This is a genomic window from Comamonas faecalis (assembly GCF_039538025.1).
In the GTDB taxonomy this organism is placed as follows: Bacteria; Pseudomonadota; Gammaproteobacteria; order Burkholderiales; family Burkholderiaceae_C; genus Comamonas_C; species Comamonas_C faecalis.
Genome location: NZ_BAABBP010000021.1, coordinates 24,956 through 40,501, shown reverse-complemented (window position 1 = coordinate 40,501; position 15,546 = coordinate 24,956). Strand labels below are relative to the sequence as shown.

Genomic DNA, 15,546 nt, shown 5'->3' with positions numbered 1-15,546 from the left:
AGATCGGGTTTTCGTTTGTATTTTTGAAACTTGATTAGCAAGTTGTCACAAACTCCTTCCCCCTCTGGGGGAAGGCGGGGAGGGGGCCTGTGCGCCAGTGACGTGCCGACATAGACACGCGGGCGTTGCAGGCCCCCACCCCAACCCTCCCCCAGAGGGGGAGGGAGTAAGAGTGAGCATCCGAGGTTCGTTTCTAATCAAGTTTTGAAATGGATCCGCTCAGGCCATGGTCATCAGCTGGGCGTTGCCGCCGGCGGCGGCGGTGTTGGTGCTGATCGACTGCTCGTGCACCAGCGCCGCCAGGTCGTAGCCCAGGCCGGCGGCCAGCTCGTCGCTGCGACGGCTCTCGACGCGCACCAACGCGCCAGCGCGCGTGGCGACCAGGTGGTTGAGTGGCAGCAGCGCGTCGCCGTCGCCTTCGAACAGCAGCGCGGCCATCGGCGCCTGCGCCATGTCGTCCGCCCGGGCTTCATGCAGCCAGGCGGCTGCGGCGTCGCCCGCGGCGGCGCGCAGCGCCTGCCAGGCGGCGGCGCAGCCGTTGTCGGCCTCGGGCAGCACCACGTGGCAGGTATTGCCGCTGGCCAGCGCCGCGGCCACCTGGTGCACCAGGCCCAGCGGCGTGGCGGGCAAGGCCCAGACGGGGCCGCGCGGCAGCAGGCGGTAGCGGTTGCTCTCGCCGGTGGGACCGGGCAGTAGCCAGCTGGCGCCCAGGCGCGATGCAGTGAGTGCCGCGTCGCAGGCGTTGCGTGCCTGGGTGGCGTCCATGTCGGGCAGCACTGTTTGCTGCAGTTTTTGCAGCAGCTGCAGGCTGGGCTGCTGCGTCTCGTCGCTCGTGCGCGGCAGCGGCGCCAGCGCGGCGCTGGGCTGGCCTTGCACCAGGCGGTACAGGTAGAGCGGGCCGCCCGCCTTGGGGCCGGTGCCCGACAGCCCCATGCCGCCAAAGGGCTGTACGCCGACGACCGCGCCGATCACGTTGCGGTTGACGTAGACGTTGCCCGCGGCAATCGTGCTGCTCAGGTGGTCGATGGTCTCGTCGATGCGGCTGTGGATGCCGAAGGTGAGGCCGTAGCCGGTCGCGTTGATGTCGGCCATCAGCGCGTCGATGTCGTCGCGCTGGTAGCGGATCACGTGCAGTACCGGGCCAAAGACCTCGTGTGTCAGGCGGCGGGCAGAGTCGATCTCGATCATCGTCGGCGCGACGAAGTGGCCGTTGAGCGCCTCGCCCCGGTGCTGCACCCGGGTGACTTTCTGTCCGGCCTGTTCCATGGCTGCGATGTGCTCCTCGATTTGCGCGCGCGCTGGCGCGTCGATCACCGGGCCCACGTCGGTGCTCTGACGGTCGGGGTTGCCCATGGCCCATTCCTGCAGCGCCTCGCGCAGCATGGTGAGCTGGCGCTCGGCCACGTCCTCCTGCACGCACAGCAGGCGCAGCGCCGAGCAGCGCTGGCCGGCCGAGTCGAAGGCCGAGGCCAGCACGTCGCCGACGACCTGCTCGGCCAGCGCCGACGAGTCGACGACCATGGCGTTCTGGCCGCCGGTCTCGGCGATCAGGGGAATGGCGTGGCCACTGTCCGACAGGCGGGTGCTGAGCTGGCCGGCGATCAGGCGCGCCACGTCGGTCGAGCCGGTGAACATCACGCCCGCTACCAGCGGGTGGGCTACCAGTGCGGCGCCCACGGTCTCGCCCTGGCCAGGCACGAGCTGCAGCGCGCCCTGGGGCACGCCCGCTTCGTGCAGGATGGCGACCATGGCGGCGGCGGTGAGCGGCGTCTGCTCGGCCGGCTTGGCCAGCACGGCGTTGCCGGCGGCAAGCGCCGCGGCCACCTGGCCGGTGAAGATGGCCAGAGGAAAATTCCACGGGCTGATGGCCAGGATGGTGCCCAGCGGGCGCTCGCGGGCGTTGTCAAACTGCGCGGCCACCTGCGCGCCGTAGTAGCGCAAAAAGTCCACGGCCTCGCGGATCTCGGCCACCGCGTTGGACAGCGTCTTGCCCGCCTCGCGCATGATCAATCCCATCAGCACCTGGCTGCGCTGCTCCAGCAGGTCGGCCGCGCGTGCCAGCGCATCGGCGCGCGCCGCGGGCGGCGTGCCGGCCCAGATGGGCGCGGTCTGCGTGGCGGTCTGGGCGGCGGCCTCGGCCTCGTCGGGCGTGGCTTCGTGCACCCAGCCGACAATGTCGGACAGCTCTGCCGGGTTGCGCATGGCCTGCCAGCCGGGGGCGGCAGCCGGGTCGGCCGGCAGCGGCGTGCCCGCGGGTGCGGCAAGCCATAGCTGGCTGGTGCTGTGCAGCAGCGCCGCGGCCAGCGACGCCAGCTGCTGCTCGTGCGCCAGGTTGATGCCCTGCGAGTTGGCGCGCGGCTGGTCGCCCTGCATCAGCAGATCGTGCGGCAGCGGGATGCGCGGGTGGGGCGCGCCCAGGCGGCCTTCCTGACTTGCGATCTGCATCGCGTCGCTGACCGGGTCGGTCACCAGCTCGGCCACAGGGATGCTTGCGTCGCCAATGCGGTTGACGAACGAGGTGTTGGCGCCGTTTTCCAGCAGGCGGCGCACCAGATAGGCCAGCAGCGTCTCGTGGCTGCCCACCGGCGCGTAGACGCGGCAGGGGCGGGCCAGCTTGCCCTCGGCCGACTTGCCGGTGACCTGGCTGTACAGCGGCTCGCCCATGCCGTGCAGGCACTGGAACTCATATTGGCCGCTGTAATAGCTGCCGCCCACGGTCTGGGCCAGGTGGTAGATGGAAGACAGCGTCTGCGCGTTGTGCGTGGCGAACTGTGGATAGACCGCGTCGGGCGCCTCCAGCAGCTTGCGGGCGCAGGCCAGATAGCTCACGTCGGTGTAGACCTTGCGTGTGTAGACCGGGTAGCCGGCCAGGCCGTCGAGCTGCGCGCGCTTGATCTCGCTGTCCCAGTACGCGCCCTTGACCAGGCGCACCATCAGCCGGCGGCGGCTGCGCCGCGCCAAGTCGATGAGGTAGTCGATGACCTGCGGGCAGCGCTTCTGGTAGGCCTGTACCACGAAGCCGATGCCGCTCCAGCCCTTGAGCGTGGGCGCTGCGCACAGTGCCTCCAGCAGGTCGAGTGACAGCTCCAGGCGGTCGGCCTCCTCGGCGTCGATGTTCATGCCGATGTCGTACTGCTTGGCAAGCTCGGCCAGGCGCAGCACGCGCGGCAGCAGCTCGCCCATGACGCGCTCGTACTGCGCGCGGGTGTAGCGCGGGTGCAGCGCCGACAGCTTGATCGAGATGCCCGGGCCTTCAAAAATGCCGCGCCCGCTCGACGCCGCACCAATGGCGTGGATGGCTTGTTCGTAGGCCTGCATATAGCGCTGTGCGTCGGCCTCGGTGGTGGCCGCCTCGCCCAGCATGTCGTAGCTGTAGCGAAAGCCTTGCGACTCGTATTTGCGGCTGTTGGCCAGCGCCTCGGCAATGTTCTGGCCGGTGACGAACTGCTCGCCCATCAGCTTCATCGCGTGGTTCACGCCCTGGCGGATGAGCGGCTCGCCGCCCTTGCCGATGACGCGCGTGAGCGCCGAGGAGAGGTTGTTCTCGCTGGTCGTCGCGGTCAGCTTGCCGGTCAGCACCAGGCCCCAGGCGGCGGCGTTGACGAACATCGACGGCGAACGCCCGACGTGCGAGCGCCAGTCGCCGCGGCTGATCTTGTCGCGGATCAGCGCGTCGCGCGTGGCGCGGTCGGGAATGCGCAGCAGCGCCTCGGCCAGGCACATCAGCGCCACGCCTTCCTGGCTGGACAGCGAGAACTCCTGCACCAGCGCGGCCACGCCGCTGGCCACGGGCGCATCGCGCAGGCCCTGGACCAGCCGGGCCGCCAGCTCGCGCACCTTGGTGGCTTGCTCGGCGTCGCTCACGCGCGCCAGCGGCAGCAGCGCCGGCAGGCATTCGGTCTCGGGGCGGTGCCAGGCGGCTGTGATGGCGGCGCGCAGCGGCGTCTGCGGCAGCACCGACTGGGCGAAGTGCAGAAAGGGTTGCACCTCACTGGACGCCGAGCTGGCAACTTCCTGGCTGTCCTGTTCGGACTCTTCCTGGCCGGGAATCAGGATCGGGATGCTGGTTGCACCTCGTTCCAGTGCGTCGACGTACTGGACGATGGACTGCTTGAGCAGCCAGTGCGGGGTGCGGCCCAGCTGCTGGGCCGCGGCGCGAATGCGTTCGCGCAAAGTGTCATCAACCTTGATGCCAACCGTCGTGGACATGATCTTCCGATTCCCAATGAGCCAGGCTGCGGGTGCAACCTGATGCAAGACCTGGAATATCCAGGATTGGGAAAAAGAAGAAAACAGGGTAAACCCTTGGTGCAACCCTTGGATTCATGGACTGGATTGCCCGTTTTCCGGCTCCGGCAGGGTGCGCAGGCGTTGCAGCAGCGCCTGCGTGGGATAGCCGTCGGCGGGCTGCAGATCCAGCGCGGTCTGCAGCTGGCGCACGCCGGCGCGCGTGGCCGGGCCGATCACGCCGTCGGCGGTGCCGGCGTCGATGCCGCGCTGGTTCAGGCCCTGCTGCAGGCTGCGCACCTCGGAGCGCGTCAAGGGCGCCAGCGTGCGCGGCCAGGGTGCCAGCAGGTCGGGGCCGCCTTCGATGCGCTGGGCCAGCAGCGCCACGGCCAGCGCGTAGTTGATCGAGTTGTTGTAGCGCAGCAGCGCGCGGAAGTTGCCGCCGACCAGTACGGCCGGGCCCAGCGCGCCGGCGGGCGCGAGGATCGAGGCTTTCTCCAGCGCCGGCAGCGGTGCGCCCGTCGGCGTGCGCACGCCTTCGCCGGCCCAGTCGCGGCTTGCTTGCACCGTGCTCAGCTCGGCACGGGCGTAGTCGAATCCGGCGGGCAGTTGCACCTCGGTGCCCCAGGGCTCGCTGCTGCGCCAGCCGGCCACTTCCAGGTAGTGCGCGGTGGATGCAACCACGTCGGGCACGCTGCCCCAGATGTCGCGGCGGCCGTCGCCGTCGGCGTCGACCGCGTAGGCCAGGTAGACCGACGGCAGAAACTGGGTGTGGCCCATGGCGCCGGCCCAGGAGCCGATCAGCGCCGAGGCGGCGGCCTCGCCGCGGTCGACGATGCGCAGCGCGTCCATCAGCTCGTTGCGCGCCCAGCTGCGCCTGCGCCCGTCGAAGGCCAGCGTGGCCAGCGCGTCGACGGTGCGAAAGCTGCCGAAATTGCGCCCGTAGTTGCTCTCCATGCCCCAGATGGCGGTGACGATGGCGGCCGGCACGCCGTAGCGCTCGCTGGCTGCCTGCAGCGCCGGCGCGTGCAACTGCATCTGCTTGCGCCCCTGCGTGATGCGCAGGCTGGAGACTGCGTTGTCCAGGTACACCCAGGGCGGGCGCACGAATTCGGGCTGGGCGCGGTCGAGCTCGACCACGCGCGGCAGCCACTGCGCCTGCTCCAGGGTCTGCGCCAGCGTCTCCTCGCTGATGCCCGCATCGCGCGCCTGCCGGGCAAAGGCCTTGATCCAGCCGGCAAAGTCCAGCGCAGGAGCGGGCGCAACCTGGGGCGGGGGAGCTGCTGCCGGTGTTTCGGGCGAGGCCGCAGGTGTGGTTTGTGGCGTAGCGGCGGTGGTGGAAGCGGGAGCGGGGGCGGCGGCAGCGGCTTCTTCGCTGTGTGTCTGGGTGCTGGCGCAGCCGGCGACGATGGCCAGGCCCAGCAGGGCGGTGGAGGCTTGGAGCATGCGCATGGTGTCCGCCATTGTGCCGTCTTGGTGCGGGCATACTGGCGGGATCGCGCCCTCGGGCTCGCGGTTTTTCAACTTTTTGCACGCATGCACACTTTTCTCTGGCACGACTACGAAACCTTTGGCACCGACACGCGCCGCGACCGCCCGGCGCAGTTCGCCGCCATCCGCACCGACGCAGCGCTCAACGAGATCGGCGAGCCGTTGATGCTGTACTGCCGGCCCGCGCCCGACTATCTACCCGACCCGCAGGCCTGCCTGATCACAGGCATCACGCCGCAGCTGTGCCTGCAGAAAGGCCTGCCTGAGAGCGAATTTGCCGCTCGCATCGAGGCCGAACTGGCGCAGCCGGGCACGATTGGCGTGGGCTACAACACGATTCGCTTCGACGACGAGATCACGCGCTTCATGTTCTGGCGCAACCTGATCGACCCCTATGCGCGCGAGTGGCAGAACGGTTGCGGGCGCTGGGATCTGCTGGACGTGGTGCGCATGGCTTACGCGCTGCGCCCGGACGGCATGGTCTGGCCGCAGCACGAGGGGCGCACCAGCTTTCGGCTGGAACACCTCACCGCCGCCAACGGCCTGGCGCACGAGGCGGCGCACGACGCGCTGTCCGACGTGCGCGCCACCATTGCGCTGGCGCGGCTGGTGCGCCAGCACAACCCGCGCCTGTTCGACTTTGCGCTGGCGCTGCACAAGAAGGATCGCGTGCTGGCTGAGTTGCGCCTGCCCGCCAGCGCCGACCAGGCGCGGCCGTTCCTGCATGTCTCGGGCATGTTCCCGGCCGAGCAGGGCTGCCTGGCCGTGATGTGGCCGCTGGCCAGCCACCCGGGCAACAAGAACGAGCTGCTGGCCTGGAACCTGGCGCACGACCCGTCGGAGCTGGCGCAGCTCGATGCGGCCACGATCGCGCAGCGCCTGTTCACCCGCCAGGCCGACCTGCCCGAGGGCGTGCAGCGCCTGCCGCTCAAGAGCGTGCACCTGAACAAGTCGCCGATGGTCGTGGGCAACCTCAACACGCTCACGCCGCAGCTGGCCGAGCGCTGGGGCATCGACCTGGAGGCCGCCGCGCGCCACGCGCAGGCCGCGCGCGCGCTGCCCGACATGAGCGCCATCTGGGCCGAAGTGTTTCGCCGCCCGGCGCAGCAAGACGTGGATCCCGAGCTGGATCTGTACGGCGGCTTCGTCGGCAACGAAGATCGCCGCCGCCTGCAGCGCTTGCGCGATACGCCGCCGGCAGAGCTGGCGCACGCACGCACCGGCTTCGACGATGCGCGCCTGGCCGAGCTCGCCTGGCGCTGGCGCGCGCGCAACTTCCCCGAGACGCTGGGCGACGAAGACCAGCAGCGCTGGCAGGACTGGTGCGCGGCCCGGCTGGTCGACGGTGCCGCCGGCGCGCGTACCTTCGACGCGCTGTTCGCCCAGCTCGACACGCTGGCCGGGCAGGCCGACGAGCGCGGCCAGGCAATTCTGGAGGCGGTCTACGACTGGGCCGAGGGCATTGCGCCCGACCTGGGTTGAATTGCGGCGCTGCGCGCCCGGTGTCAGGCGCCGCGCCGGCCCTGGTACTGCTCCAGCCAGCCCGGCAGATCCTGCGCAGGCATGGGCCGGGCGAAATGCCAGCCCTGGGCCTCATGGCACTGGTGCATGCGCAAGAGCGTGGCGGCGTCGGCGGTCTCCACGCCTTCGGCAATGACTTGCAGCTTCAAGCTGCGCGCCATGCTGATGATGGCGCGCACGATGGCCGCGTCGTCCGGGTCGCCGGCAATGTCGCGCACGAACGACTGGTCGATCTTGAGCTTGTCCACCGCCAGGCGCTTGAGGTAGGCCAGGCTGGAGTAGCCGGTGCCGAAGTCGTCGATTGACAGGCACACGCCCAGCGCCTTCAGGCGGCGCAGCTGGTCGATCATCTGCTCGGCGTCGTCGATCAGGATGGATTCGGTCAGCTCCAGCTCCAGGCGCTGCGGCGCCAGCCCCGCGTCGGTCAGCGCCTGCGTCACGCTGTGCAGCAGGTCGCCGCGGCGAAACTGCACCGCCGACAGGTTGACCGCCACGGTCAGCGCGGGCAGGCCCTGCTGCTGCCAGCGCATGGCCTGGGCGCAGGCCTCGCGCAGCACCCATTCGCCCAGCGGCACGATCAGACCGCTGTCCTCGGCCGCGGCGATGAACTGCCCCGGCGCCATGATGGCCCCGTCCTCGCGCTGCAGCCGCACCAGCGCCTCCACACCCACCAGCGCGCCGCTGGCCAGGTCGATCTGGGGCTGGTAGTACAGCACGAACTGGCGCTGCTCCAGCGCGCGGCGCAGCAGCGTGCGCAGTTGCAACTGCTCGAGCGCCTGCTCGTTCATCGCCGGCGTGTAGAAGCGCCAGGTGTCGCGCCCTGCGGCCTTGGCCTGGTAGAGCGCGGTGTCGGCGCACTGCAGCAGCGTGTCGAAGTCCTCGCCGTCGTCGGGCCACACGGCAATGCCCATCGACAGGCTGATCTCCAGCTCCTGTCCGCCGGTGTGCAGCGGAGCGGTCATGGCAGCGATCACCTGGGCGGCGATGTGCGAGATGCGCTGCTCGTCCTGGATGCTGCCCAGCGCGATCAAGAATTCGTCGCCGCCCTGGCGGCTGATGGTGCTGGTGCTGCCCGCCACCTGCTGCAGGCGCTGAGCCACCTGCTGCAGCACCTGGTCGCCGGCGGGGTGGCCCAGCGTGTCGTTGATGGTCTTGAAGTGATCCAGATCCAGGTTCAGCAGCGCCATCTTGTGGCCCAGCTGGCGCGCCCACGCGGCGCTCAGCTCGAAGCGGTCGCGAAACAGCACGCGGTTGGGCAGCCCGGTCAGCGGGTCGTGGTGCGCCAGGAAATCGACGCGCGCCTGTGCCTGCTTGTGCGCGGTGATGTCGTTGACGAAGGTCAGCACCAGCGGCTCGCTGTCCACGTCGATGCGCTGCGCCGACAGGCTGACCTGGCGCACCTCGCCGCTGCGGTGGCGCCACTGGGTCTCGAAGTTGGGCAGCATGCTGTGCTGGCGCAGCTGCTCGCGCCACAGGTCGCGCACCACCGTGTCGACCCACAGGTTCAGATCCAGCCCGCTGCGGCCCCGGGCCTGCGCGGCGCTCCAGCCGAACGAGGCGGCGAACCGGTCGTTGACGTCCAGGAACACGCCGTCGCCCAGGCGCGAGACGATGGTGCCCATGGGACTGGCGTTGAAGGCGGCGTGAAACAGCTGCTCGGTATGGCGCAGCTCCGTGATGTCCTGCAAGGCGCCCGAGATGCTCAGCGCGTGGCCCTCGGCGTCGCGCCGCGCCTCGCCCAGCAGGCGGCCGACGCGCCAGGCGCCGTCGGCGCGCCGAAAGCCGAATTCGACGCTGCGCGGGCGCTGCGGGTCGGCCTGGCGCAGCACTTGCTGCAGAAGGTCGCTCACGCGCTGGCGGTCGCGCTCGAGCACGTGATCGAGAAACAGCGCCAGCGTCGGCTGGATCTGGCCGCTCGCGTAGCCAAAGCACTGGTAGGTCTCGTCGCTCCAGGCCAGGGTGTCGCTGCCGGCGTCCCATTGCCAGTGGCCCAGCTGCGCCAGGCGCGCGACCTGTTCGGCGCAGCGGTGCTGGCGCGCCTGTGCGGTCGACTCGCGCGCCAGCGCCTGCAGGGCCTGCTCCTTGGCGTCCAGCTGCTCCTGGCGGGCCTGCAGCTGAACCTGTACCTGGTGCAGCCGCGCATGCGCCTCGCGCAGCTGTGCTCGCAGCTGCGCGAGGGATAGGCCCTTGGGCGGCTCGGTCAGGGATGCGCGGGGGGATTCGGGGTCGAGATCGTCAGGAAGCGACGAGGCGGTCTCCATCCCGGCATTATCTGGATGCATGCGCGCTTGTCGATAACCACAGCGACGCGGTGCAGCATTGTTGACGTTTGGCGGGGCGTGTGCAGGGGCGGCGGGCGCCTTGCACCGCCGTCGCCAGCGTTGCTAGGAGCCTGTCGGACTTGGAAATCGCCTGCTGCGAATCGACCGCAGCGACCCATTTTCCACCGTCTTTTTGCCCAATAGCTCGGCTATTGGGCTGCAAATTCGGCAAAAACTGTGCTCGCTGGGGCAGCTTCTCGCTTTTGGCGCTCCAAGTCCGACAGACTCCTAGAAATCGGCGACCAGCGACAGCTTCAGGTTGCGTCCGGGCTGGGTGTAGGCGTCCAGCGCCGTGCTGCCGGCGGCCACGCCGTACACGTCCTGCCAGCGCCAGTATTTGCGGTCGGTGACGTTGTTGAGCGCCACGTTCAGCCGCATGTTCTTCTGGAAACGCCATTGCGCGCCCAGGTCGAGCGTGGTGGCCGCGGGCGTGGCGAACTGGGTCGTGCCTTTCTTGCTGTTGCCGATCGAGACCAGGTCGATGTCCTTGTCCTTCTTGGCCCAGTAGTGGCGCGCGTCGGCGTACACGCCCCACTGCGGGCGGTCGTAGCGCAGGCCCAGCGACAGCTGCGCGGGCGAGACCGAGTTCAGCGGCGCGCCGCTGCTCCTGTCCCTGCCGCGGGTCTGGCCGTAGGAGAACGAGGTGCGCAGGCGGCCGTCCGCGACGCTGCCCCAGTCGTAGATGCCCTTGAACTCGAAGCCGTGGATGCGGGCGCGCTCGACGTTGACGGTCTGGAACACCTGTTTGGTGGGCGTGGACTGGATCAGCCGCGCATCTTCGATCAGGTTGGAGTAGCGGTTGGCAAAGACCACCGCGTCGACGCTCAACTGCTGCATGCGGCCGCGCAGGCCCAGCTCGACGCCGCGGCTGCGCTCGGGCTTCAGGTCGGGGTTGGCAATGATGTAGTTGTCGGTCGCGCCCACAGTGGCTCGAAAACGGTCATTGACCTGGCCTGCCTCGGGTGCGCGAAAGCCGGTGGCGTACTGGCCAAACACGCTCCATGTGTCGGTGGCGCGGTACAGCACGCCAAGCTTGGGCAGCACTGCCGAGCCCGACTTGCTGCGCGCCGGCTCGGGAGCGGGCGGGTAGTACAGGTTCTGGTTCTTGACGTGGATGGAGTAGTGCTCCAGGCGCAGGCCGGGCGTGAGCGTCCAGTTGCCCAGGTCGCTCTCGGCCTGCAGGTAGGCGGCGGTGCTGGTCTCGCGCGTGTCCGGGAAGCGCTTGAGCGGAAAGACCTCGGGCGCCAGCGGCGCCTGGCCGTCATAGAGGTTGCTGATGTCGTTGCGCACGTGATCCAGCCCGTAGACCAGGCGGTGTGACCAGCCGTCGCCGCGCAGCACCTTGTCGGCCTGCAGGTCGATCTGCCAGGTGCGTTCCTTGTAGCGGTTGTCGCGGATGCTGTGGGTGATGGGCGGGGAGGTCGGCGTTTTGGTGTTCTCGTAAAAGCTGTGGCCGATGCGCCGCGACGACGCCTGCTGATAGGACACGACCGCGCGCATGTGGTCGGCCCAGTCGGTCCGCAGGCCGAAGCGTCCGTCCCAGGCCAGGCGGTCGCGCTCGATCTTGCTGCTGCTGTACTCGTCGAGAATTTTTTTGCCCGTGCTTGCTGTCAATCCGCGGCTGGAGAGCTGATCGACGTCCTGGCGCTTGTCCGAATGCTCCAGCGTCAGGGTGTGGCGCTGCATCGCATCGGGCTTGAACACCAGCTTGCCCAGCAGCGCGCGGTCGCGCGCGTCCAGCGGGTCGGCGGCAGTGCGGCTGCTGTCCTGGGCGTGGTTGGTGCCCATGGTCTGCATCTCGCGGGCCTGGCGTGCGGAGGCCGTCAGCATCCATTGCAGCTGCTCGCTGGCCCGGCCGGCCACGGTGCCGGTTTCCGTCCAGCCGTGGTCTTCCTCGCTCCAGCCCAGCGCGACGCGCCCGCCGATGGCCTTGGGCGCTGCGTCCGGCGAGGTCTGCAGAAAGTCCTGCGGGTCGTGCGTGACAAAGTTGAGCACGCCGGCCATGCCGTCGCCGCCGTACAGCGCCGATGCCGGGCCGCGGATGATCTCGATGCGCTTGAACAGCTCCAGCGACAGGTATTCGCGGTCGAACATGGCCGAGCGCGACACGTAGCTGCGCGGCATGCGGATGCCGTCGACGGTCATCAAGACGCGGTTGCCGCCCAGGCCGCGGATGTTCACGCCCATGTTGCCGTCGCGCGCAAAGGCGCTGCTGGCGGCGCTGACGGCCAGCCGCGCCGGGCTGCTGCGCACGTCGACGTTGGGCAGGTCCTGCAGCGCCTGGCGCAGCGTGCGGCTTTGCTGCTCGCGCAGCGCCTGCTCGCTGATGATGTCGGCCGACATCGGCAGGTCGTCGACCGCCTGCTCCTGGCGCGCGCCGCTGACCACCATCATCGGCAGCGCGGCATGCGCCGCTGGCGTGGCGGAGGGTGCGGGTGCGGCGGTCTGGGCCTGGGCCAGCGTCTGGCAGGCCAGGGCGACGGCCAGGCTCAGTGCGGTGCGGGTGGGGAGCAGGGGCATGTCGTGCAACGGGGGCGAAAAGCGCAATGTCCGGGGCGGCGGTGGAAGGCGGGGTTATTTGGTGCCGAAGATGCGGTCGCCCGCATCGCCCAGGCCGGGCAGGATGTAGCCGTGCGCGTCCAGCTCGCGGTCGATCGCCGCGGTGTAGATCGGCACCTCGGGGTGGGCCTGCTGCATCGTGGCAATGCCCTCGGGCGCGGCCAGCAGGCAGACGAACTTGAGCGAGCGCGGGCGCATGTCGCGGATGCGCTGCACCGCGGCGGCGGCCGAGTTGCCGGTGGCCAGCATCGGGTCGACGACGATCACGTCGCGCTCGTGCATGCCCGAGGGCATCTTGAAGTAGTACTCCACCGGCTGCAGCGTCTGCGGGTCGCGGTACAGGCCGATGTGGCCCACGCGCGCGCCGGGCACCACGTTGAGCATGCCGTCCAGAAAACCGTTGCCCGCGCGCAGGATGGACACCAGCACCAGCTTCTTGCCGTCGATGACCTTGGCGGTCATGGTCTCCAGCGGCGTCTCGATCTCGATGTCCTGCAGCGGCATGTCGCGCGTGACCTCGTAGGCCATCAGCGTCGAGAGCTCGCCCAGCAGGCGGCGAAAGCTGTTGGTGCTGGCGTCTTTTCTGCGCATCAGCGTGAGCTTGTGCTGCACCAGGGGGTGGGTGATGACGTGAACGTTGTGCATGGTCCTCTTGTCCAGGGGTGTAGGCAAACCCGGTGATTATCCGCGGCGGCGCCGCCCGCGTCCGGCGCGCCGCAGGGTGGCAGGGGCATGCGGCGGCGCTATTTGCGCAGCGCCGCCAGCGGCCCGCCGGCAATCAGGCAGGTCACGTCGAGCAGCACCTGCGGCAGCACCAGCCCGCCGCGGCAGGCCAGGTACTGCGGCGTCCACACCGGGTCGAACTTCTGCTTGAACGCGCGCAGGCCCTCGAAGTTGTAGAACTCGTCGCCGCGGCGGTAGATGAAGGTGCCGATCCGATTCCAGCTGGACGCCAGCGGATGGTCGGCCAGCCCCGCCAGCGGCGCCGCGCCCAGATTGAACCAGGCGTAGCCCTGGGCCCGGCCGTACAGCAGCAGGTGGGTGAACAGCGCGTCCATCAGCACCGCAGGCGTTCCCGGGCGGTAGCGCATCAGGTCGATGGACAGCTCCTCGCGCGCGCCGCTGCGCCACAGGTTGGCGAAGGCGACGACCGCGCCGCCGCTGCGCATCACGGCGCAGTCGAATTCGCACAGGTAGGCCGGCTCGAAGCGGCCCAGTGAAAAGCCTTTCTCGTGCCCGGCCTTGCCCTGCATCCAAGCGTCGGAGACCGCGCGCAGCTCGTCCATCAGGGCTGGCACATCGGCTTTCGGGATGACCGCGAATTCCAGCCCCTCGCGCGCCGCACGGCCATGTGCGTAGCGCAGCGGCTGGCGCGCCTTGCCCTGCAGCGAAAAGCCGGCCAGCGGCACGCGCGCCACTTCGCCGATCTTGAGCAGCGCCAGCCCCAGATCCAGGTAGGTGGGCAGCCAGGCCGGATGCACCGCGTAGAAGACGGCGCGCGCGCCGGCGCGGTCGGCCTGCTCGGCGAAACGCCAGATCAGCCGGCGCCCGGCTTCTTCCTGGCCCACCGGGTCGCCCATGGTGATCCAGCTGTGCCCCTGCAGCGCGTACATCAGAAACGCCTGTTCGTCGCGTGACACCAGGAAACGCTTGTCGCCCAGCAGCGCGACGCTGGGCTGGGTGTCGCCGGCGCCCGCCAGAATGCGGCGCACCGCGTCCGGAATGCCCTGGCCGGCGGCGGCAGGCGGCGCCGGCCGGTTGAGCAGCGCGTCCAGCGCAAGCGCCGCCGCCACGACGGCCAGCAGCAGCAAGGAGCGCAGAAAGCGCGGCGCGTTTCCGTGCCAGGCGAACTCCCACCACAGCGCGTCGCGGTAGGGCACGCCCCGGTAGGCGAACAGCCCCACGACCGCCATGCCCGCCAGCACGATGGCCAGCAGTGCCGCCGCGGCCGGCGTGGGGCGGAACGCGCGCCAGCTGCCGCGGCGGTAGAACGCGCCGCGGTTGGCGTGCAGGATCGCGGCGCACAGGGCCAGCACCAGCGCGTCCTCCCAGTCCAGCGCGCGCACCAGCGAGAGCAGCGCGCCGGCCAGCATCAGTCCGACGGCCACGCTGCGCGCCAGCGCCATGCGCCGCCACAGGCCGCGCGCCAGCACCACCAGCGCCAGGCCGGCAAGGCTGGCCAGCAGGTGCGAGGCCTCGACCAGCGGCAGCGCCAGCCATTGGCGCAGCTGCTGCGTGCGCTCGTGCAGCGTGGGCGTGGCGCTGGACAGCAGCAGCACCAGCCCAGCCAGCAGCGCCAGCGCCGCGGCCAGCGGCGGCACCACGGCGCGCACCAGCGCGGCGGCGCGCGCCGCGGCCGTGGCAAAGCGGGCGCGAGCCTGCAGCGCTTCGAAGCCGAGCAGGGCGGCCGCTCCCAGCATGAGCGGCAGCAGGTAGTAGATGGCGCGAAACGCCAGCAGCGCGGCCAGCACGTCGGCGCGGGTGCCCGCGCCCAGGCCGAGCAGCACGGTCGCCTCCAGCACGCCCAGCCCCCCGGGCGCATGACTGGCGGCGCCGGCGACGACCGCCGCCACGAAGATCAGCAAGAACGCGGCGTAGCCGGGCGCCACGTCCGCGGGCAGCAGCACGTACAGGACGGCGGCCGCGGCGCCCACGTCGATGGCGCCGACCAGGATTTGCAGCAGCGCGCTGGGGGCGCTGGGCAGCAGCAGCGTCCAGCCCAGCACGCGCGCCTGCGTGTGGCCGCGCGCCAGCCACAGCAGGGCTGCGGCCACAAGTGCCAGCAGGGCCGCGCCGGCGGCCCGGTCCAGCCGCCCGCCAGCCAAGTGCAGCGCCGGTACGCCCAGTGGGTCGAGCAGCAGCGCCGCGCCCAGCACCGTGGCCAGGCCGCCGGCGAAGGTGAGCACCGAGATGCTGACGATGCGCGCCACGTCGGCCGCGTCCAGCCCGGCGCTTTGGTAGATGCGGTAGCGGATCGGTCCGCCGACGAAGACGTGAAACCCCAGCGCGTTGGAGAAGCTGTAGCCGACGGCGCCGGCAAACGCCGCCAGGCGCAGCGACACCCTGCCCGGCGCCACGCGGCGCACGGCCAGTACGTCGTACAGGGAGAGCGCCACAAAGCCGGCGGCCGTGAGCAGCAGCGCCTCGACGATGGATGCTGCCGGCATGGCCAGCAGATCGGCGCGGATGTCGCGCAAATGGATGCGTGCGCCGATCGTGTGGACGGCCAGCAGCGCCAGCACGCTCGCCACGGCGCCGACGATCGGCCCCAGTACATGGGGTTCGAGCAGGCGCGCGATGCGGTGGGACTGCGCACCCGGGCCGTTGGCGGGCAGCGGGCCGGGCGTGCGTGGGGTGGTTTGCTCGCCGGGCATGGCAACGAAGACGAGGCGCCGCGGTATGCCGGGTGCGTGGGTCGCGCGACGCG

7 protein-coding genes are annotated in these 15,546 nt (G+C 70.2%); 1 reads left to right on the top strand and 6 read right to left on the bottom strand.

Going from position 1 to position 15,546, the window contains the following annotated elements; genetic code table 11:
- Window positions 1–219 precede the first annotated feature (219 nt).
- A complete protein-coding gene (putA, locus tag ABD767_RS11805) occupies window positions 220–4,209 on the bottom strand; it encodes a trifunctional transcriptional regulator/proline dehydrogenase/L-glutamate gamma-semialdehyde dehydrogenase (RefSeq protein WP_103044834.1) in 3,990 nt (1,329 codons plus the stop codon).
- Between the two features lie 114 nt (window positions 4,210–4,323).
- Window positions 4,324–5,679 carry a lytic murein transglycosylase gene (locus ABD767_RS11800; protein ID WP_344869703.1) on the bottom strand — a complete coding sequence of 452 codons (1,356 nt, stop codon included), beginning with the start codon at window positions 5,677–5,679 and terminating at the stop codon, window positions 4,324–4,326.
- Window positions 5,680–5,763: 84 nt separating this feature from the next.
- Between ABD767_RS11800 and sbcB the strand changes: the two genes are divergently transcribed.
- Complete coding sequence (gene sbcB, locus ABD767_RS11795; RefSeq protein WP_103044832.1) at window positions 5,764–7,200, top strand: exodeoxyribonuclease I; 1,437 nt, start codon at window positions 5,764–5,766, stop codon at window positions 7,198–7,200.
- 23 nt (window positions 7,201–7,223) lie between these two features.
- Here the strand turns inward: sbcB and ABD767_RS11790 are convergent, their stop codons facing one another.
- The 4 genes from ABD767_RS11790 to mprF form a co-directional block, all read right to left on the bottom strand.
- Entirely contained in the window at window positions 7,224–9,521 is a 2,298-nt protein-coding gene (locus tag ABD767_RS11790; protein WP_103044831.1) for an EAL domain-containing protein, read from the bottom strand.
- 267 nt (window positions 9,522–9,788) lie between these two features.
- On the bottom strand, window positions 9,789–12,080 hold the full coding sequence (locus ABD767_RS11785) for a TonB-dependent hemoglobin/transferrin/lactoferrin family receptor (RefSeq protein ID WP_103045863.1): 2,292 nt from the start codon (window positions 12,078–12,080) through the stop codon (window positions 9,789–9,791).
- A 54-nt stretch (window positions 12,081–12,134) separates the two neighbouring features.
- On the bottom strand, window positions 12,135–12,764 hold the full coding sequence (upp, locus tag ABD767_RS11780) for a uracil phosphoribosyltransferase (protein WP_103045864.1): 630 nt from the start codon (window positions 12,762–12,764) through the stop codon (window positions 12,135–12,137).
- A 98-nt stretch (window positions 12,765–12,862) separates the two neighbouring features.
- Entirely contained in the window at window positions 12,863–15,493 is a 2,631-nt protein-coding gene (mprF, locus tag ABD767_RS11775; RefSeq protein ID WP_103045865.1) for a bifunctional lysylphosphatidylglycerol flippase/synthetase MprF, read from the bottom strand.
- Between the last annotated feature and the right edge of the window lie 53 nt (window positions 15,494–15,546).

Bases quoted from the DNA above. Each gene is read 5' to 3' on its own strand.
- putA (WP_103044834.1), bottom strand. From the start codon at position 4,209: ATGTCCACGACGGTTGGCATCAAGGTTGATGACACTTTGCGCGAACGC.
- ABD767_RS11800 (WP_344869703.1), bottom strand. From the start codon at position 5,679: ATGCGCATGCTCCAAGCCTCCACCGCCCTGCTGGGCCTGGCCATCGTC.
- sbcB (WP_103044832.1), top strand. From the start codon at position 5,764: ATGCACACTTTTCTCTGGCACGACTACGAAACCTTTGGCACCGACACG.
- ABD767_RS11790 (WP_103044831.1), bottom strand. From the start codon at position 9,521: ATGCATCCAGATAATGCCGGGATGGAGACCGCCTCGTCGCTTCCTGAC.
- ABD767_RS11785 (WP_103045863.1), bottom strand. From the start codon at position 12,080: ATGCCCCTGCTCCCCACCCGCACCGCACTGAGCCTGGCCGTCGCCCTG.
- upp (WP_103045864.1), bottom strand. From the start codon at position 12,764: ATGCACAACGTTCACGTCATCACCCACCCCCTGGTGCAGCACAAGCTC.
- mprF (WP_103045865.1), bottom strand. From the start codon at position 15,493: ATGCCCGGCGAGCAAACCACCCCACGCACGCCCGGCCCGCTGCCCGCC.